The following is a 19142-nucleotide window of genomic DNA, read 5'->3' on the forward strand; positions in this document are numbered from 1 at the left end:
CCGGCTGTCCGGTGCAGCGGCGCCGCTGCGTTTCCCCCTCCAAACCGGTGCTGGGGAAGCCGATGCGTCGACACGCAACGATTGCAGTGCTGCTGCTCGTGGCCGCAGCCTGTTCGCGCGCGCCCGATCCGGGGGCGCCTCCTGCCGGCAAGCCGCCGGACGTGCCGGTTGTCGCGGTTGCCGCCGGAGATCCGATCGAGGGTGAACGTATCGCCACCCGGGTCGGTTGCAATGGCTGCCACGGTCCCGGTGGCCGCGGCGAAATATTCATGGAGCGGCCCGGGCTCGGCCGGGTCGTGGCGCCGAACCTGACCCAGCGCCGCGCGCTATACGACGATGCCGGCCTGGAGGCGCTGCTCCGGCACGGGCGGACCCACGACGGCCACCTCCCGTTCGCCATGCCGATCAAGATGTTCCAGCACCTCAGCGACCATGAGGTGCGCGACATCACCGCCTGGCTGCGCGCGCTGCCGGCCGTGGACAACCCGGAACTGCCCGCCACCGCCCTCGATGCCACGGTTGTCGCGCAACTGGCGGAGGGCACCTTTCCCTATCTCGACGACATGAAGCCCGATCCGGATAATCGCCCGCCGGCCGCACGTCCCGCCGGCGGCGCTGCGCTGGGCCGGCACCTGGCGTTCACCACCTGCGGCGAATGCCACGGCTGGGACCTGAAAGGCTGGGAGGGCGATCCGGCGCCGTCGCTGCTGGTGGTGGCCAGGGCCTACAGTCCGGAGGCGTTCCGCCGGCTGATGCGCGAGGGCACCACCCTGGCCGGCGGCGACAGCAAGCCCACCGGATTGATGAGCGCAGTGGCGCGTTACCGGTTCAAGTCCATGACCGACGAGGAGATCGACGCGCTGCACGCGTTCCTGGTTTCGCAGTGAGGGCGGGGCCAGCGTGGGGCTCCGGTAAGCTTTGCGCCTACCTTTGCCGCGGAAAGCCAGCGCGTGAGTGAACTCGTGCCACGAAACCACCGCCGTCCGGCCGCGTGCGCCTGGGCGACCGGCAACCGAGCGTCGGCCGGCACATGGGCATAGACACGCGGCCCCTGGCGATCGCGGTGATGGGTCCGACCGCGTCGGGCAAGACCGCATTCGCGATCGACGTGGCGAGGCGTTTCGGGGGCGAGATCGTCAGCGTCGACTCGGCGCTGGTCTACCGCGGCCTGGACATCGGCGCGGCCAAACCGGACACGGCCGAGCGCCGCGGGGTGCCGCACCACCTGCTCGACGTGCGTGAGCCGTGGCAGCCGTATTCGGCGGCCGAATTCGCCGCCGATGCACGCGCGGCCATCGAAGGTATCGTCGCGCGCGGCGGCCTGCCGGTGCTGGCCGGTGGCACCGGGTTGTACTTCCGCGCCCTGCTGCGTGGGCTGGCGGCCATGCCGGAGGCCGATCCCGCCTTGCGCGAGGCCATCACCGCCGAAGGGCAGGTGCGCGGATGGGCCGCGCTGCATGCGGAACTGGCACGCGTGGATCCGATTGCCGCGGCGCGGATCGGCAGCGCCGACGCGCAGCGCATCCAGCGCGCCCTGGAAGTGTTCCGCCTCAGCGGCCGGCCGATCAGCGAATGGCAGCGCGATCCGCCGCCGCCACGCCTGCCGCTGCGGGTGCTCCGGCTGGTGCTGGCGCCGCGCGAGCGCGCGACCCTGCACGCCCGCATCGAAAAGCGCTTCGACGCGATGCTGGCCGCCGGCTTCCTCGACGAAGTGCGTGCACTGCGGGCGCTGCCGCAGCTGGGCGGGCATCCGGCTCCGCTGGACCTGCCGGCGCTGCGTGCGGTGGGCTACCGCCAGGCCTGGGAACACCTGGCGGGGGCGAGCACGGCCGCAGAGTTCCGCGACCGCGGGATCTTCGCCACCCGGCAGCTCGCCAAGCGCCAGCTGACCTGGCTGCGCGGCGAGCTGGACGCGCGCTGGTTCGATCCGGAACGTGACGGCGATCAACTCGCAGGCGCCGTTTCCGGTTTCCTCGGCGCGCCGGGCCCGACCCGGGGGCGCGGGCTTGTGTAACATGCCCGCACGGGCCGGGGGAGGCCCCAGTACGTCCCACAAAGAACACCCATAAGAAGAACAAGGGGAACAACGATGTCCAAGGGGCAATCGCTGCAGGATCCTTTCCTGAACGCACTGCGTCGCGAACGCGTGCCGGTATCGGTCTACCTGGTGAACGGCATCAAGCTGCAGGGTACGATCGAATCCTTCGACCAGTTCGTCGTGCTGCTGCGCAGCACCGTGAGCCAGATGGTCTACAAGCACGCCATTTCCACCGTCGTGCCGTCGCGCAACGTCCGGGTCGGACCCGGCGGCGGCTATGTCCAGCAGCCGGGCGAGTCCGCTGACGGCGATATCGACGGTGGCGACGAGGCGGAGTGAAGCTGAAGTTGTTGGAGTCCTGATTGTTCGAACGTTCCCGCAAGGGTGAAAACGCGCTGCTGATCCAGCCCCACGCCGGTGGGGCCGTGCCCGAGGATGTGCTCGAGGAGTTCGCCGACCTGGCCCGCTCGGCGGGTGCCAGCGTCGCGGCGACCCTGACCGCGCGCATCGACAAGCCCAATCCGGCGACCCTGATCGGCAGCGGCAAGCTGGAAGAGGTCAAGGCCGCGGCCGATGCCACCGGCGCCGACCTGATCCTGGTCAACCATCCGCTCAGCCCCGGGCAGGAGCGCAACCTGGAAAAGGCGCTGGAGCGGCGCGTGGTCGACCGTACCGGGCTGATCCTGGACATCTTCGCCCAGCGCGCGCGCAGCCACGAAGGCAAGCTGCAGGTCGAACTGGCGCAGCTCAAGCACATGGCCACGCGGCTGGTCCGCGGCTGGACCCATCTGGAACGCCAGCGCGGCGGTTCGATCGGCCTGCGCGGCCCCGGCGAAACCCAGCTGGAGACCGACCGCCGGCTTTTGCAGAAGCGCCTGGAGCAGTTGCAGCGCCGGCTGGAGAAGGTCGAGGTGCAGCACGCGCAGATGCGCCGCGCGCGGGTGCGCAGCGAACTGCCGCGGGTGGCCCTGGTCGGGTACACCAATGCCGGCAAGTCGACCCTGTTCAATGCACTGACCGGCGCGGACGCCTACGCCGCCGACCAGCTGTTCGCCACGCTCGATCCGACCGTGCGCCGGATCGCCCTGCCGGGCGGCAGCGTGGTCCTGGCCGACACCGTCGGCTTCGTCCGCGACCTGCCGCACGAGCTGGTCGCCGCGTTCCGTTCGACTCTCTCGGAGGCGCGCGAGGCCGACCTGCTGCTGCACGTGATCGATGCGGCCGATCCCCTGCGCGAGGACCGCATCGCCCAGGTCGACGCGGTGCTGGCCGAAGTGGGCGCCGGCGAGCTGCCGCAGTTGCTGGTGTTCAACAAGATCGACCGGATCGAGGGCGCCGAGCCGCGCCACGACCACAACGGCGGCGAATCCGACGATCCGGGCCACCGCGAACGGGTCTGGCTTTCGGCCCGCGATGGTCGCGGCATGGAGCTGCTGCAGGCCGCGCTGGCGCGCCGGCTCGACCTGCAGCGCGTGTTCGGCGAACTGCGCCTGCCGCCGCAGGCCGGGCGCCTGCGCGCGCGCCTGCACCAGCTCGAAGCCGTGCGCGCCGAGCAGGGCGACGAACACGGCTGGCTGCTGCACGTGGACCTGCCGCGTGGCGAGGCCGAGCGACTGGCCGCGCGTGCCGACGGCGAGCCGCTGCGCGCATTGCTGCCGCCGCCGAACGAAGAAGATTGAGCGCATGCCTTGGCCTGGAGGCGGCACGTTCCGATGCCTGGAACGCGTCGTCCCGGCCAGGCCATACCAATGGCCGGGGGAGCGCCGGCGCGGTCTTGCTAGAATCGGGCCCTGACCTGTCCGCCGCCCCGGCGTAGGACCGGCCCCTAAGAAACGGAGTTTTCATGGTCTGGAACACCCCTGGTAGCGGCGGCCCCGGCAGCGGCGGCCCCGGCAAGGGCGGGGATTCCCCCGACAACCCGCCGCGCAACCCGTGGCCGCCGCGGCGGCCCTCGAACAATGGCGGAAGCGGCCTTGACGGCGTGCTGGCGAAGCTGCGCGACCTGTTTGGCGGTGGCAATGGTGCCGGCTTCGGTCGCTGGATCCTGCTGGGCGCGGCCCTGCTGGTGCTGCTGAGCAGCTTCCAGCTGGTTGGCGAGCAGCAGCGCGGCGTCGTCCTGCGCTTCGGCCAGTTCGCACGCGTCATGGAGCCCGGCCCGAACCTGAAGTGGCCGTGGCCGGTGGAGCGGGTGATCAAGGTCAATGCGACCCAGATCAAGACCTTCAGCAACACCGTGCCGGTGCTCACCCGGGACGAGAACATCGTCAGCGTGACCATGAACGTGCAGTACCGGGTCGGCGACCCGCGCCTGTACCTGTTCGGCTCGCGCGATGCCGACCGGATGCTGGAGCAGGTGTCGCAGAGCGTGGTTCGCGAACAGGTCGGCCGTGCCAACCTGGATACCGTCCTCGGCGCACGCGGCCCGTTGTCGGCGAGCGCCGCCAAGCAGCTGCAGGCCTCGCTGGATGCCTACCGCACCGGCCTGGTGGTCACCGAGTTGAACCTGCAGGACGCGCGCCCGCCGGAGGAGGTCAAGCCGGCCTTCGACGAGGTCAACAGCGCCCAGCAGATCAAGGACCAGCTGATCAGCGAAGCCCGCGCCTATGCGGCCCGCGTCGTGCCCGAGGCGCGAGGCGAGGCGGCACGCAGGCGCACTGTGGCCGAAGGCTACAAGGCCGCCAAGATCGCCCAGGCCGAGGGCGACGCAGCCCGCTTCAGCCTGCTGCGCGACGAGTACCGCAACGCGCCCGAGGTCACCCGCAAGCGCCTGTGGCTGGAGACCGTGCAGGACGTGCTCTCGCAGAACCGCAAGGTGGTGGGTGCCGACAGTCGCCAGCTGATCTACGTGCCGATGCCTGCCGCGGGTGCCGCCGCGGCGCCGGCGATGTCGACACCACCCCCCGAGGCGCTGCTGCCGGCGATCGAAAGCAGCCCCGAACCGGCACGCAGCGGCGTGCGTGATCCCGTGCGCACCGGACGCGAGGAGCCTACCCGATGAAATACACGCTCTGGATCGCCCTTTCGGTCGCTGCCCTGCTGGGCCTGCTCGGCTCGGTCTACGTGGTCCGCGAGGGCCAGGTGGGCCTGGTCCTCAACCTGGGCCGCGTGGCCCGCACGGACATCGGTCCCGGCCTGCACTTCAAGTGGCCGCTGGTCGAGACCGTGCGCACCTTCGACAGCCGCTTCGCCCTGATCGATTTCTCGCCGGAGCGTTACCTGACCTCCGAGCGCAAGGACGTCAGCGTCGACTTCGTGGCGATCGGCTACATCAACGATGCGCGCGCGTTCTACCGCGCCACCGGCGGCATCGAGTCGGCCGCGGCCGACCGCCTGGCGCCGATCATCAAGGACTCGCTGCGCAACGAGATCAACTCGCGCACGCTGACCCAGCTGGTGTCCGGCGACCGCAGCGAGGTGATCGCCAAGCAGCTGGAGGGGATCAACAAGGGCGCCGAGACGCTGGGCATGCGCATCGTCGACATCCGCCTCAAGCAGATCGACCTGCCCACCGACAGTGACGTGATCAAGCAGGTCTACGACCGCATGCGCGCCGAGCGCAAGCAGGTGGCCAGTGCGCTGCGCGCCGAGGGCGAGGAGCAGGCGCGCACCGTGCGTGCGCAGGCCGATCGCGACCAGGCAGTGCTCGTGGCGGAAGCCGAGCGCGATGCGCAGCGGTTCCGCGGCGAAGGCGATGCACAGGCCGCGCGCCTGTTCGCGCAGGCCGCTGAAGGCGACCCGGGCTTCTTCGCGTTCCACCGAAGCCTGCAGGCCTACCGCGCCGCGTTCGCCGACGGACAGGGCGTGATCGTGCTCGATCGCGACGATCCGTTCCTGCAGTACTTCAAGAACGAGCGCTGATGCCCGCCGCGCTCGTCCAGGCCCTGTGCCTGGTGGCGGTGCTCGAAGGGCTGTTCCTGTTCGCTGCGCCGGGCCTGTGGCGGCGGACCATGGAACAGCTGCTGGCCAATCCGGACGCCGCCTTGCGGCGTCTCGGGGCCGTGGTCCTCGTCGGCGGCCTCGCGTCGCTGTGGTTCGTGCGGGCGGGCTGAGTCCCGTCGCACCATTGCCTCTCCGCTCCGGCAGGAGCGGGCAGGGCCGCGCACCGGTGCGTCGCGACCGCGATCGCGTCGCCCCGCTGCCGCTACGGCCAGTCGATCGTGCCGCGGACCACGCTCACCACGCGGCCACCCGACCAGACTTCGCCTTCTCCATCCACCTGCATTTCCAGGCGGGCGTCGTAGCCGACTTCGCGGCCCTGGCTGACCCGGTAGCGGCCGTCGTTTCCCGGCAGCGCATCGCGCTGCGCCAGCCACGCGGCCAGCGTGGCGTTGGCCGCCCCGGAGGCGGCATCCTCGAACATCGCCGGCCCCCCGACGAACGCGCGCGCGGCGACCTGGTAGTCGCCGCCCGTGCAGCGGGCGAAGGCGAGCACACCCATGCTTTCGGTGGCCCGCGCCAGGGCGGCGATCGCTTCCCAGTCGGGCATGGCGTTGCGCAGGGTGGCCTCGTCGCGTGCTTCGGCCAGCCACCAGCGACGGCCGCCGTCCATCAGCGCCGGCGGCAGTTCGCCCAGTGGCAGCCAGTCCAGGGCTTCTGCCATGCGCGAGCCGCGGCCATCGGCGGTCTCCACCAGGCGCGAGCGCGGCGTGCGGATCGCGATCCGGCGCACGCCGCCGGATGCGTCGACCCGCAGCGGCAGCAGGCCGGCGATGCCTTCCTGCAGGAGCATGCCGTCCTGCGCTTCCGCGATCCCTGCGTCCAGCACCACGTGCGCGGTGCCGACGCTGGGGTGGCCGGCGAAGGGGACTTCGCGCTTGGGGCTGAACATGCGGATGCCGTAACTGGCGCCAGGCCGCGTCGGCGGGAACACGAAGGTGGTTTCCGGCAGCCGGGTCCAGCGGGCGATCGCCTGCATCGTCGCGTCGTCCAGGCCGGCGGCTTCAAGCACCACCGCCAGCGGATTTCCGGCGCCGGGACGGTCGGCGAACACGTCCACCTGGACGAAGGGGCGCGTGGCCATGGCGACGATCCTGTCGGGGGAGGCGGCCGAGGTTACCAGTCCACCGTGCCACGGATCACCGCGTGCACCCGGCCGCCGACCCAGACGCCGTCCTCGTCGTCGACTTCCAGCGCCAGCCGCGCATCGCGGCCGATCTCGCGGCCCTGGCTGGCGATGTAGCGGCGACCCCGGCCCGGCAACCGCCCATGCCGGTGCAGCAGGGCGGCAATGCTGGCGTTGACGCTGCCGGTCGCCGGGTCCTCGGCGATGCCGACCGCGGGAGCGAATGCGCGAACCACCAGGTCCGAGTCGCTTTCGCCGCGCGCGAATACGGCCAGCTTGCCGCTGCCGGGCAGGCCGGCGATGGCGGTGAGATCCGGCCGCAGGCCGCGCACAGCGGCCTCGTCGGCCAGCTCCAGCAGCCACCAGTCCGGGCCGTTGTTCCAGAGCGCCGGGGCAAGCGCGCCGCGCGCGGCGCCCCAGACGGTGTCGGCAACCAGCCAGGCGGGCGCGGCCACGTCTTCGCGGACGCGCGCCTGCGGGCTGCGTACCGATGGCTGCACGTCGTCGCCGTCGCGGTCGATCCGCACTGGCAGCAGGCCCGCGGCGCATTCCTGCACGAGCCGGCCGTCGCGTTCGCGCGCCAGGCCGGCGTCGAGCGCGGCCCAGGCAGCGCCGACGCTGGGGTGGCCAGCGAAGGGCAGTTCCATCCGCGGGGTGAAGATGCGGATCCGGTAATCGGCCTGCGCCGCGGTGGGCGGCAGGAAGAACACGGTTTCGGACAGGTTGGTCCAGGCCGCGAATGCCTGCATGGCCGCGTCGTCGATGTCGCCGGCGTCGTAGACCACCGCCAGCGGATTACCGGCGCCGGGGCGGGGGGCGAACACGTCGAGCTGGATGTAACGGCGGGTTTGCATGCGCGGAATCCTGGCGGGAGTGCACGTGGCAGGGGCGAAGTATGGAGCCGCGGTGGCGCCCGCGCGGGGCCGGGTCGACGGCTGCCGCAGCGAAGCGCGCCAAGGCGGTGCCCGCCGCCTGCCGGCAGCGGGTTCCGGGCCGTCGATTCGGCTTAGAATCGACGGTTCATGCCCGGTGGTCGGGTGGTCCCCCAGCGCACTCCATGTCCCCAGCTTCGCCCAAGCAAGACTCCGCCACGGGCGGATGGATCGTCCTCAAGTTCGGTGGTACCTCGGTGTCGCGGCGCCATCGCTGGGACACGATCGGCCGGCTGGCGAAAAAACGGGCGGAAGAGACCGGCGCGCGCGTGCTGGTCGTGGTGTCCGCGCTTTCGGGCGTGACCAACGAACTGACGGCCATCGCCGATGGTGCAAGCGACAGCGCGCAGCGCGTGCAAGGACTTGTGCAGAGGCACCTGGATTTCGTCGCCGAGCTCGGGCTGGACGCCGAAGCGGTGCTCGGCGCGCGCCTGGCGGCACTGCGCGGCCTGCTCGACGACCCGCGCGCGGCCACGCGGCCGCTGGACTGGCAGGCCGAAGTGCTCGGCCAGGGCGAGCTGCTGTCATCCACGCTCGGTGCCGCGTACCTGCGCACGCAGGGCCTGGACATGGGCTGGACCGATGCGCGCGACTGGCTCGACGCGCTGCCGCCGCAGGCCAACCAGAGCGACTGGTCGCGACGGCTGTCGGTGAGCTGCCAGTGGCAGGCCGACGCGGCCTGGCATGCGCGTTTCGACGCACAGCCCACGCGCCTGCTGATCACCCAGGGTTTCATCGCGCGTCATCCCGAGGGCGGCACCGCGATCCTCGGACGCGGCGGTTCGGACACCTCGGCCGCCTACTTCGGTGCATTGCTCGGCGCCAACCGCGTGGAAATCTGGACCGACGTGCCGGGCATGTTCAGCGCCAACCCACGCGAAGTGCCTGACGCGCGCCTGCTCAACCGGCTCGGCTATGCCGAGGCGCAGGAGATCACCACCACCGGCGCCAAGGTGCTGCATCCGCGCTCGATCAAGCCGTGCCGCGATTCGGGCGTGCCCATGGCGATCCTCGACACCGAACGCCCGGAACTGCCCGGCACCACCATCGACCGAAGCGCGGCGACGGTGCCAGGGGTCAAGGCGATCAGCCGCCGCAACGGCGTGGTGCTGGTGTCGGTGGAAGACATCGGCATGTGGCAGCAGGTCGGTTACCTGGCCGAGGTGTTCGCCCTGTTCCGCAAGCACGGCCTGTCGGTGGACATGATCGGCACCTCGCAGACCAACGTCACCGTGTCGCTGGACCCGAGCGAGAACCTGCTCAGCGAGAACGTGCTGGCGGCACTGGCCACCGACCTGGAGAAGATCGGCCGGGTCAAGGTGATTGTTCCGTGCGCGGCGATCACGCTGGTCGGCCGCGGCATGCGCTCGCTGTTGCACAAGTTGTCGGAGGTGTTCTCGAGCTTCGGCCACGAACGCGTGCACATGATCTCGCAATCGTCCAACGACCTTAACCTGACCTTCGTGATCGACGAGGCCGATGCCGACGGCCTGCTGCCGGAACTGCACGGCGCGCTGATCGACAGCGGCGCGATGCCGGTGCTGGAGAAGGAAGTCTTCGGGCCGCGCTGGCGCGAGCTCGATGGCGCGGTGCGGCCGCGGCCGGTGCCGTGGTGGCATCGCGAGCGACCGCGCCTGTTGCAGATGGCCGCGGCCGGCACGCCGCGCTACGTCTATCACCTGCCCACCGTGCGTGCGCGTGCGCGCGCACTGAAGGCGGTGGCCCCCGTCGACCAGCGCTACTACGCGATCAAGGCAAATTCGCACCCGGCGATCCTGCGTGCACTGGTGGACGAGGGCTTCGGCCTGGAGTGCGTGTCGTTGGGCGAGCTCCGGCACGTGTTCGCGTCGGTGCCGGGCCTGGATCCGCGCCGGGTGCTGTTCACGCCCAGCTTCGCGCCGATGCACGAGTACGAGCAGGGCTTCGCCCTGGGCGTCACCGTCACCGTGGACAACGTCGAGGCGCTGCGGCGCTGGCCGGAGCTGTTCCGCGGCCGCCAGGTCTGGCTGCGCATCGACCTGGGCCACGGCGACGGCCACCACCAGAAGGTCAACACCGGCGGCAAGGATTCCAAGTTCGGCCTGTCGGCGCAGCGCGTGGACGAGTTCGTCGACGCGGCGCGCGCGCTGGGCACCACCATCACCGGCCTGCATGCGCACCTGGGCAGCGGGGTGGAGAACGCGGGCCACTGGCGGCAGATGTGCGACGAGCTGGCCGGCTTCGCCCGCCGCATCGGCACCGTGTCCACGCTCGACATCGGCGGCGGCTTGCCGATTCCCTACAGCGCCGACGACGAGCCGTTCGACCTGGACGCGTGGGCGGCCAGCCTGGCGGAGGTGCGTGCGGTACACCCGGCGTTCGGGCTGGTGATCGAGCCGGGCCGCTACCTGGTCGCCGAGTGCGGCGTGCTGCTGGCCCATGCCACCCAGGTGATCGAGAAGGATGGTGTGCTGCGCGTAGGCCTGGACGCGGGCATGAACGCCCTGGTGCGGCCCGCGCTGTACGACGCCTGGCACGACATCGTGAACCTGCAGCGCCTGGACGAGGCGGCCGAGGCGATGTTCGACATCGTCGGCCCGATCTGCGAATCCAGCGACATCTTCGGCAGGCAGCGCCCCCTGCCGGCGGCCACCGCGCCGGGCGACGTGATGCTGATCGCCGACGCGGGCGCCTACGGCCACGCGATGGCCAGCACCTACAACCAGCGCGAGCTGCCCGCCGAGGACGTGATCGATGAGTCCGCGGGCTGAGTTCATCGCCCTGGCGACGCTGGCCGGCATCGTGGTCGCGGTGCTGGGATACCTGCTCGCCTCGAGCTTCGTGTTCGAGCAGCCGCTGGGCGAGGCGCTGCGCATGGGTGCGCGATGGAGTCCCACAGGCGGCCTGGCTGCGCTGGGTGCTGCCTGGATCGTGACCGCGTGGCACGGGCGTCGGGGCAGGGCGGGACGCCGGTGGCGCACCCCGGGCCTGGCCCTGCGCGCGACGCTGCTGGCACTCCTGCTGTACCCGCTCGCGGTCGCCTGCTGGGTGCTGTCCACCGGCTTGCTCGACCAGCAGTTCGCCACCGCCGGCATGCCGCTTCGCGAGCTGGCGGACTGGGTGCCTTCCATCGTGTTCGGCGCTACGCTCGCGGCCCTGCTGATCGGGACGCTGCCGGCGTTCGCCATCGCCTTCATGCTCGGCCGTCGCTACCTGCGACGGCTGGCAGGTTCCACCACGGATATTGCATGACCAGTTTCGATCGAGACGCCATCCGGACCTTCCGCTTCGTGCGCTGCGGCTTCGATGCCGCCACCGGCGTGGCGGAGCTCGCCTACGCCTTCGATGATGGCCCGGAGCTGGTGGAGACCGTCACCGTGCCCGGTGCGCCGTTCGTGCTCGACGACCAGCGTGCAGCCGCCGTCGAGCGTGCGTTGCGCCTGCTGCACCTCATCGCCGGCGTCAGCTACTACAAGGCCGCGGTACCCGGACAGATCCGCATCGACGGTTACGCGATCGATGCCGCAACCGCGGCGTTACTGGAACAGGTCTACCTCAACGGACTGGGCGAGTTCGCCTATCGCAACGGCCTGGACCTGCACGGTCGGATCCGTTTCCCCGTGGGCGTCCTGGCCGAAGAGGCTGTCGCGCCTGCATCGGCCGCGCCTGCGCTGGGCCTGGCTGCGCGCGCGCTGGTCGCCATCGGCGGCGGCAAGGATTCGCTGGTCAGCATCGAGGCCCTGCGCGCGGCCGGCGTGGACCAGGTCGTGACCTGGATCGGCGGTTCGCAGCTGATCCGCACCTGCGCCGAACGCACCGGCCTGCCGACCCTGAACATCGGTCGCGCACTGGCGCCGGCGCTGTTCGAGATCAACCGGCAGGGCGCGTGGAATGGCCACATCCCGGTGACCGCGGTGAATTCGGCGATCCTGGTGCTGGCCGCGCTGCTGACCGGTGCCGGGCAGGTGGTCTTCTCCAACGAGCGCTCGGCCAGCTACGGCAGCCTGATCGTGGCCGCCGACGGCACCGTCACCGGCGAGGTGAACCACCAGTGGTCCAAGGGCTGGGCCTTCGAACGGGCATTCGGCGAGCACGTCGAAGCCACGGTCGCGGCCGACCTGCATTACTACTCGCTGCTGCGACCCCTTTCGGAACTGGCGGTAGCCCGGCAGTTCACGAAGAGCGACCACTACGACGCGTACTTTTCCAGCTGCAACCGCAATTTCCACATCCTCGGCGAGAAGCCCGCGCAACGCTGGTGTGGGCTGTGCCCGAAATGCCACTTCGTGTTCCTGGCGCTGGCGCCGTTCATGCCCAAGACGCGGCTGGTGCGGATCTTCGGCCGCAACCTGCTTGACGACGTTTCGCAGGCGCCTGGTTTCGATGCGCTGCTGGAATTCCAGGACCACAAGCCGTTCGAATGCGTGGGCGAGGGGCGCGAGTCGCGTGCCGCGATGGCCGCGCTGGCCGCGCGCGCGGACTGGCGCGAGGACGTCCTCGTGGCGCGCTTCGTCCGCGAGATCCAGCCTCAGCTGGATGCGCGCGAACTGGCGGTCGATGCGCTGCTCGTGATCGACGGCGAACATCGCGTGCCTGCCGCCGTATGGGAGCGGGTGAGTGCGCGTTTCGCAGCTTGAAGGGCGCCGCGTCGCGCTGTGGGGATGGGGGCGCGAGGGCCGCGCCGCCTGGCGCGCCCTGCGCACATCGCTGCCGGCACTGCCGCTGACCCTGTTCTGCAACGAGGCCGAAGCGACCGAAGCGGCTGCGCTCGGCGATCCACTGCTCACGCCCGATGTGCGGATGGATGCCGACCTGCTCGCGGCCTTCGACGTGGTGGTGAAGTCGCCGGGCATCAGCCCGTACCGGCCCGAAGCCCTGGCCGCGTCCGCGCGCGGCACCCGCTTCATCGGTGGCACCGCGTTGTGGTTCGCCGCGCACCCCGATGCGCGCACGGTCTGCGTCACCGGCACCAAGGGCAAGAGCACCACCACTTCGCTGCTGGCGCACCTGCTGCGCGCAGGCGGGCACCGCACCGCGCTGGCCGGGAACATCGGCCTGCCCCTGCTGGAGGTTGCCGAGGATCCCGCGCCGGAGTTCTGGGCGATCGAACTGTCCAGCTACCAGACCGGCGACGTGGCGGGCAGCGGCGTGCACCCGGAAGTGGCGGTCGTGCTCAACCTGTTTCCCGAGCACCTGGACTGGCACGGCAGCGAGGCGCGCTACGTCGAGGACAAGCTGGCCCTGGTCACCGCGGCGCGCCCGCGCACGGCGGTGCTCAACGCGGCTGATCCGCGCCTGGCGGCGCTGGACCTGCCCGGAAGCGGGGTCGCCTGGTTCAACCGCGAGGACGGCTGGCACCTGCGCGGCGATGCGCTCTACCGCGGCGACGCCTTCGTCTTCGACACCCTGGCCGTGCCCCTGCCGGGCCGGCACAACCGCGGCAACCTGTGCGCGGTGCTGGCGGCGATCGAGGCGCTGGGCGTGGATGCCGCGCCGCTGGCGCCGGCAGCGCTGGACTTCCGCCCGCTGCCGCACCGGCTGCAGTGGCTGGGCGAGCGCGACGGGCTCGCATGGGTCAATGATTCGATCAGCACGACCCCGCACGCCAGCCTGGCGGCGCTGGATTGCCATCGCGCGCGCCGGGTGGTGATCCTGCTTGGTGGACATGATCGCGGCCTGGACTGGTCGGAGTTTGCCGCGCGCATGGGGGAATCGGCGCCGCTGGGTGTCGTAACCATGGGGGCCAACGGCCCGCGGATCCACGCGTTGCTCGCGCCGCTCGCAGCCGGGGGGCACTTCATGCTGGAAGCAGCGGGCGACTTGGCCGATGCGGTGTCACGCGCGCGCGCTTTGCTCGGTGGCGAGGGCGTGGTGCTGCTTTCGCCGGGTGCTCCCAGCTTCGGCGCCTATCGCGACTACACCGAACGCGGCCGCCATTTCGCCGCGCTGGCCGGTTTCGATCCGGACAGCATCAGCGCGATCCCGGGACTGGGCATCGCCCCGTAGCAGGGCGGATCGCCGCCGCCTGTCCCGCAATGCCGGCACGCAACCGGTCGCGTGCGCGCTGGCGTCATGCGGGAGGGCGGGGCCGCCTCGGGTTTCGCGTGCACACGTCACGCCGCCAGCGAGGGTCCGCGGACTACACTCGCCGCTCCCGACCCCGGAGCATCGACCATGCGCAGTTCCCTGATCGCGGCGTGCGCCTTGTTCGCCGTCGTGCTGTCGTCGCCTGCCGCGGCCAAGCCGCGCACCGAAAAGCTGGAATGGACGATCGGCAAGGACCGCTTCAGCGGCGTGCTGGTCTACGACGACGAAGACAGCGAACGCCGCCCCGGCCTGGTGATGGTGCCCAACTGGATGGGCGTGACCGATGCCTCGGTCGAAACCGCGCGCCGCATCGCCGGCGACGACTACGTGGTGCTGGTGGCGGACGTGTACGGCAGCAAGGTGCGGCCGAAGGACAGCAGCGAGGCCGGCAAGATCGCCGGCGCCCTGCGCGAAGACCGTGCCGTGCTTCGCGCCCGCGGACTCGCGGCGGTGGAGGCACTCAAGGCGCAGGCAGGCAAGGTACCCGTGGACGCGGGCCGGGTCGGTGCAGTCGGTTTCTGCTTCGGCGGCACCGCAGTCCTTGAGCTGGCGCGCGCGGGCGTGCCGCTGGCCGGCGTGGCCAGCCTGCATGGTGGGCTCGGCACGTCGACCCCGGCGGTCGCGGGGAATACGGTCAAGGCGCCGGTGCTGGTCCTCAACGGCGCCGCCGACAAGGCGGTGAGCCAGGAGGACATCGTCGCCTTCGGCAAGGAAATGGATGCGGCCGGCGCGGACTGGCAGTTCGTCAACTTCAGCGGCGCGGTGCACTGCTTCGCCGAGGAGAGCGCCGGCAACGATCCGGCCAGCAACTGCCGTTACGACGCGCGCGCGGCGCGGCGCGCCTTCGTCATGCTCGACAATTTCTTCGAGGAGCGCTTCGGCGACTGAGCCGGTTGGCGGCGAGGGCGATGCGCGTCGGCGCATCGCCTTGCGGTTGCGCCTGGTTCTCGAGGGATCACGGCCCGGGTGCGAAACCAGCCGCTGCGCTGACGATGGCGCGCACTCAGTGCGAGCGTTCGACCGCGTAGCGGGCCAGTCCCCGCAGCGCGGCGAGGGCTTCCGAATCGGGCAATCCCGCCAGTGCAGCCTCGGCCGCGACCGCATAGTCGAGCGCGAGCCGGCGGCTGTATTCCAGTCCGCCGGTGGCGTGGATCGCGGCGAGCGCTTCGGGCATCGCCTCGCTGTCGCCGTCCTGGATGATCGCGCGCAGGCGATCGCGGGTGGCAGCGTCCGAATGGGCCATCGCATGGATCAGCGGCAGCGTCGCCTTGCCCTCGGCCAGGTCGTCGCCGAGGTTCTTGCCCAGGTCGCCGGCGTCGGCGGTGTAGTCGAGTACGTCATCGGCGATCTGGAAGGCGTAGCCCAGGTTCATCCCGTAGTCGTACAGCGCCTGCTGGGTGCGGGCGTCAGCGCCCGACGCCAGCGCGCCGAGCTGCGTTCCGGCGGCGAACAGCACCGCGGTCTTGCGTTCGATCACGCGCAGGTACGCAGCCTCGTCGGTGTCCGGGTTGCGCACGTGCAGCAGCTGCAGCACCTCGCCCTCGGCGATGCGGTTGGTGGTGTCGGCGAGGATCTGCATGACCTCCATCCGGTCCAGTTCGACCATCAGCTGGAAGCTGCGCGAGTAGAGGAAGTCGCCGACCAGCACGCTGGCCGCGTTGCCCCATATCGCATTGGCGGTGCGGCGGCCGCGGCGCAGGTCGGATTCGTCGACCACGTCGTCGTGGAGCAGGGTCGAGGTGTGGATGAACTCGACGATCGCCGCCAGCTGGTGGTGGTCGGCACCGGTCCCGCCGGTCGCCTGCCCGGCCAGCACCACCAGCATCGGCCGCAGGCGCTTGCCGCCGGCCGAGACGATGTGTTCGGCGATCTGGTTGATCAGGACGACATCCGAGGCCAGGCGGGTGCGGATCAGCGCATCGACGGCGGCCATGTCCGGCGCGGCCAGCGCCTGGATCCGTGGCAGGGGGGCGTAGGTGGAGGGGTTGGGGAGGTCTGCCATGCGTGCCGCCTGGGAAAGTCACTGAATTATAAGGGGCAGGCACGGGCAAACCCTACCCCGGGACGGGTATTCCGGTGATTGCCGGGATGCCGCCGGTATACTCCAATGTCTCCATGTCCGGGCTTCGCCGGACCTGAAACGGAATCCAAAACTATGGCGCGCGGCATCAACAAGGTGATCCTGGTCGGCAACCTCGGCGACGATCCCGAAACCAAGTACACCCAGTCCGGCATGGCAGTGACCATCGTCCGCCTGGCGACCACCAGCGTGCGCAAGGATCGCGACGGCAACACCCAGGAGCGCACCGAGTGGCACCGGGTTAAGTTCTTCGGCAAGCTCGGCGAGATCGCCGGCGAGTACCTGCGCAAGGGCTCGCAGTGCTATGTCGAGGGCAGCATCCGCTACGACAAGTTCACCGGCCAGGACGGGCAGGACCGCTACATCACCGAGATCGTCGCCGACGAGATGCAGATGCTCGGCGGGCGCGCCGGTGGCGGTGGTGGTGGCGAAGGCTATGCCGACCGCGGCGAGCGCCCGCAGCGCAGCGCACCTCCGCGTCGCGATGCGCCCCCGCGCAGCGCACCGGCGGCAGCTGCCGCGGCACCGCAGGCGGGTGGCGGCTTCAACGACGATTTCGCGGACGACGATATTCCGTTCTGAAGACGGGGTGTTTCCGGCAGGGATCGGGTACCGGAATCTTCCCTGTCGGCGACCGGTTCGCACGCGATTGCGTCGTGCTTTCCGGTCGCGGTGCCTTTGCCTGGTCGATTCCGTCGGGGCGCGGGCATGACGGTGCCGGTCGACTCCGCAGAAGCCGGCAGTCGCGGATCTTCAGCGCGCGCGCCGGGGTAGGCCGGTCCAGCGATCGCATGCTCGATGCCTGCACGACCCCGCGGTTCCGTCCCGGGATCTTTTCTGCCGCCCGGCCAGTGGACAGGTCCGTCGCGTCGACGTGACCGGTCCGATTGTGACTCCCGGCATGGCATTGCGGCGCCGGTCTCAGCTACGCTCGCGGCGCAGGCCTCATGGGGATGGCCGCGTCCAGGCAAGGGAAGTTGGATGATCCGAAGCAAGGGGGCAGGCGCCGCGCGCATGCTGTGCATGGTGCTGGGCCTGTGTTTTTGGAGCGGTGCGGTGCAGGCGGCCACGACGGTCGAAGTGGACCAGTTCATCCGCAAGGCGCAGTTCCGCGATGTGAAGCTGTCCCCGGATGGGACGTACCTGGCGGCGACGCTGCCGGGCGAGGACCGTACGACGCTGGTGATCCTGCGCTTGTCCGACATGAAGGTCAGCGCGCATTTCGCGTTGGGCCGCGACACCGATATCGCGGATTTCCACTGGGTGAACCCGGGGCGCGTCCTGCTGAGCGTGGCGCAGAAGTTCGGCCGGCTGGCGCAGCCGCAACCCACGGGGGAGATCTTCGGCGTCAATGCCGACGGCGGCCGGGCGGGGGTACTGGTGGGGCAGCGTGCCTCGGGCAAGGCCGGCACCCGGATCCAGCCCAGGCAGCCGGCGCTGGTCTGGGCGCGCCTGGTCGACGACCTGCCGGAGGACGACCGCTACGTCATCCTCACCGTCGGCGAATTCAGCGAGGCCGGCTTCACGCGCGCCGAACGCATGGATGTCAATACCGGCGCCCGGATCGTGGTTGCCAAGGTGCCGGTTGCAAATGCGTCGTTCGCCACCGATCACGACGGCGTCGTGCGCTTCGCCTGGGGCACGGACAGCGACAACCGCAGCAGGCTCTACTACCGCGCCGGTGAAGGGGCGGACTGGTCGGTGATCAATGACCAGGCGCGCAGCGGGCGCGCGGAGTACCCGGTGGGCTTTTCCGCCGATGGTGCCACCGCCTACCTGCGCGTGAGCCACGTGCGTGGGCCGGACAGCATCGTCGCCCTGCACGTGGCCGATGGCGGTCGCCGCGAAGTGCTGCGCGACGACACCGTGGACCCGCACCAGATCGTCTACGCCACCAGCGGGCCACGCGAGCCGATTGGCGCCTTGTTCATGGCCGGCACTCCGCGCACCGTATTCTTCAAGCCCGATCATCCCGATGCGCGATTGCAGCGCAGCCTCGAGCCGGCATTCGAAGGCGAACTGGTGCGGGTCCTCGCGCGTACCGGGAACGGCGACCGTTCGCTGCTGCTGGTCACCTCGGACCGCAACAGCGGCGATTTCTTCCTGTTCGACCACGCCACCCGCAACGCCGAACGCCTCGTCAGCCGGCGCGAATGGCTCGATCCGATGCGCATGGTCGAGAACCGGCCGGTGTCGCTGCGGGCAAGGGACGGCTTGGCCCTGCATGGCTACCTCACCGTGCCCGCCGGTTCGGACGGCCGCGGGCTGCCGATGGTGCTGTTGCCGCACGGCGGGCCCTACGGCGTCAAGGACTCGTGGGAGTTCGACGACGAACCCCAGTTGCTGGCCGCGGCGGGCTATGCGGTGCTGCGGGTCAATTTCCGCGGATCGGGCGGCTACGGCAACGCGTTCACCGAAGCAGGCGCCCGGCAGTGGGGCCTGGCGATGCAGGACGACCTTACCGATGCGACCCGCTGGGCGATCAGCGAGGGCATCGCCGATCCGGCGCGTATCTGCATCTATGGCGCCAGCTATGGCGCCTACGCAGCGCTGGCGGGAGTGGCCAGGGAGCCGGCGCTGTATCGCTGCGCGGCAGGCTATGTCGGCGTGTACGACCTGGTCGAACGCAGCGAGTCGCTGGTCGACCGGGGGCGCTGGATGGCGACCTGGTCCAGGGAGTGGATTGGCGATGACAGGGCGGCACTGCTCGCCGTGTCGCCCAACCATCTCGCCGACCGCATCCGGGTGCCGGTGTTCCTCGCTGCCGGAGGCCAGGACACGATCGCCCCGCCCGCGCATACCCGGAAGATGGAAGCCGCGCTGCAGCGCGCCGGGGTCCCGGTCGAGTCGCTGTACTACCCCGACGAGGGCCATGGCTTCTACACCGAAGCCCATCAGCGCGAGTACTACAGCCGCCTGCTGGCCTTCCTCGATCGCCACATCGGCGCCGGCGCAAAGCCCTGA

The 19142-nt window shown here is 70.5% G+C and carries 17 protein-coding genes; 14 read left to right on the forward strand and 3 right to left on the reverse strand.

Features of this window, described 5'->3' with window-relative positions:
- The first annotated feature begins 62 nt into the window (after positions 1 to 62).
- From MNQ95_RS10890 to MNQ95_RS10920, 7 genes are all read left to right on the forward strand, one after another.
- Positions 63 to 887: a cytochrome c4 gene (locus tag MNQ95_RS10890; RefSeq protein ID WP_241952879.1), complete on the forward strand. Its 825-nt coding sequence runs from the start codon at positions 63 to 65 to the stop codon at positions 885 to 887.
- Between the two features lie 143 nt (positions 888 to 1030).
- Positions 1031 to 2014: a tRNA (adenosine(37)-N6)-dimethylallyltransferase MiaA gene (gene miaA / locus MNQ95_RS10895; protein WP_241952880.1), complete on the forward strand. Its 984-nt coding sequence runs from the start codon at positions 1031 to 1033 to the stop codon at positions 2012 to 2014.
- Positions 2015 to 2089: 75 nt separating this feature from the next.
- A complete protein-coding gene (gene hfq, locus MNQ95_RS10900) occupies positions 2090 to 2377 on the forward strand; it encodes an RNA chaperone Hfq (RefSeq protein ID WP_162410201.1) in 288 nt (95 codons plus the stop codon).
- 23 nt (positions 2378 to 2400) lie between these two features.
- The gene (gene hflX / locus MNQ95_RS10905; protein ID WP_162410200.1) at positions 2401 to 3717 is read left to right on the forward strand and encodes a ribosome rescue GTPase HflX; all 1317 of its coding nucleotides are present in this window, start codon (positions 2401 to 2403) and stop codon (positions 3715 to 3717) included.
- A 164-nt stretch (positions 3718 to 3881) separates the two neighbouring features.
- Positions 3882 to 5036 carry an FtsH protease activity modulator HflK gene (gene hflK, locus MNQ95_RS10910; RefSeq protein WP_162410199.1) on the forward strand — a complete coding sequence of 385 codons (1155 nt, stop codon included), beginning with the start codon at positions 3882 to 3884 and terminating at the stop codon, positions 5034 to 5036.
- On the forward strand, positions 5033 to 5896 hold the full coding sequence (hflC, locus tag MNQ95_RS10915) for a protease modulator HflC (RefSeq protein WP_241952881.1): 864 nt from the start codon (positions 5033 to 5035) through the stop codon (positions 5894 to 5896). The genes hflK and hflC overlap by 4 nt, the downstream gene beginning before the upstream one ends.
- Positions 5896 to 6087, forward strand: a complete 192-nt coding sequence (locus tag MNQ95_RS10920; protein WP_241952882.1) for a DUF2065 domain-containing protein — start codon at positions 5896 to 5898, stop codon at positions 6085 to 6087. The genes hflC and MNQ95_RS10920 overlap by 1 nt, the downstream gene beginning before the upstream one ends.
- A 92-nt stretch (positions 6088 to 6179) precedes the next feature.
- Here the strand turns inward: MNQ95_RS10920 and MNQ95_RS10925 are convergent, their stop codons facing one another.
- Both MNQ95_RS10925 and MNQ95_RS10930 read right to left on the reverse strand, forming a co-directional pair.
- Positions 6180 to 7058 (reverse strand): PhzF family phenazine biosynthesis protein, encoded by an 879-nt coding sequence (locus MNQ95_RS10925; RefSeq protein ID WP_241952883.1) that lies wholly within the window; start codon positions 7056 to 7058, stop codon positions 6180 to 6182.
- Between the two features lie 32 nt (positions 7059 to 7090).
- Positions 7091 to 7954: a PhzF family phenazine biosynthesis protein gene (locus MNQ95_RS10930; protein ID WP_241952884.1), complete on the reverse strand. Its 864-nt coding sequence runs from the start codon at positions 7952 to 7954 to the stop codon at positions 7091 to 7093.
- 203 nt (positions 7955 to 8157) lie between these two features.
- On the opposite strand from MNQ95_RS10930, the gene MNQ95_RS10935 reads away from it, so the two are divergent.
- The 5 genes from MNQ95_RS10935 to MNQ95_RS10955 all read left to right on the forward strand — a co-directional run bounded on the left by MNQ95_RS10935 (position 8158) and on the right by MNQ95_RS10955 (position 14986).
- Positions 8158 to 10782: a bifunctional aspartate kinase/diaminopimelate decarboxylase gene (locus MNQ95_RS10935; RefSeq protein WP_241952885.1), complete on the forward strand. Its 2625-nt coding sequence runs from the start codon at positions 8158 to 8160 to the stop codon at positions 10780 to 10782.
- Complete coding sequence (locus MNQ95_RS10940) at positions 10766 to 11263, forward strand: hypothetical protein (protein WP_241952886.1); 498 nt, start codon at positions 10766 to 10768, stop codon at positions 11261 to 11263. The genes MNQ95_RS10935 and MNQ95_RS10940 overlap by 17 nt, the downstream gene beginning before the upstream one ends.
- Positions 11260 to 12648: a UDP-N-acetyl-alpha-D-muramoyl-L-alanyl-L-glutamate epimerase gene (murL, locus tag MNQ95_RS10945; RefSeq protein WP_241952887.1), complete on the forward strand. Its 1389-nt coding sequence runs from the start codon at positions 11260 to 11262 to the stop codon at positions 12646 to 12648. The genes MNQ95_RS10940 and murL overlap by 4 nt, the downstream gene beginning before the upstream one ends.
- A complete protein-coding gene (gene murD, locus MNQ95_RS10950; RefSeq protein WP_241952888.1) occupies positions 12629 to 14017 on the forward strand; it encodes a UDP-N-acetylmuramoyl-L-alanine--D-glutamate ligase in 1389 nt (462 codons plus the stop codon). The genes murL and murD overlap by 20 nt, the downstream gene beginning before the upstream one ends.
- Before the next feature lie 168 nt (positions 14018 to 14185).
- On the forward strand, positions 14186 to 14986 hold the full coding sequence (locus tag MNQ95_RS10955; protein ID WP_241952889.1) for a dienelactone hydrolase family protein: 801 nt from the start codon (positions 14186 to 14188) through the stop codon (positions 14984 to 14986).
- Positions 14987 to 15101: 115 nt separating this feature from the next.
- On the opposite strand, the gene MNQ95_RS10960 is transcribed toward MNQ95_RS10955, so the two are convergent.
- Positions 15102 to 16100, reverse strand: a complete 999-nt coding sequence (locus MNQ95_RS10960; protein ID WP_162410189.1) for a polyprenyl synthetase family protein — start codon at positions 16098 to 16100, stop codon at positions 15102 to 15104.
- A gap of 153 nt (positions 16101 to 16253) precedes the next feature.
- Here MNQ95_RS10960 and MNQ95_RS10965 point away from each other — a divergent pair, with 153 nt between their 5' ends.
- The gene (locus MNQ95_RS10965; RefSeq protein WP_162410188.1) at positions 16254 to 16760 is read left to right on the forward strand and encodes a single-stranded DNA-binding protein; all 507 of its coding nucleotides are present in this window, start codon (positions 16254 to 16256) and stop codon (positions 16758 to 16760) included.
- Positions 16761 to 17159: 399 nt separating this feature from the next.
- On the forward strand, positions 17160 to 19142 hold the full coding sequence (locus tag MNQ95_RS10970; RefSeq protein WP_241952890.1) for an alpha/beta hydrolase family protein: 1983 nt from the start codon (positions 17160 to 17162) through the stop codon (positions 19140 to 19142).

The organism is Pseudoxanthomonas daejeonensis (assembly GCF_022637495.1).
GTDB lineage: Bacteria > Pseudomonadota > Gammaproteobacteria > Xanthomonadales > Xanthomonadaceae > Pseudoxanthomonas > Pseudoxanthomonas daejeonensis.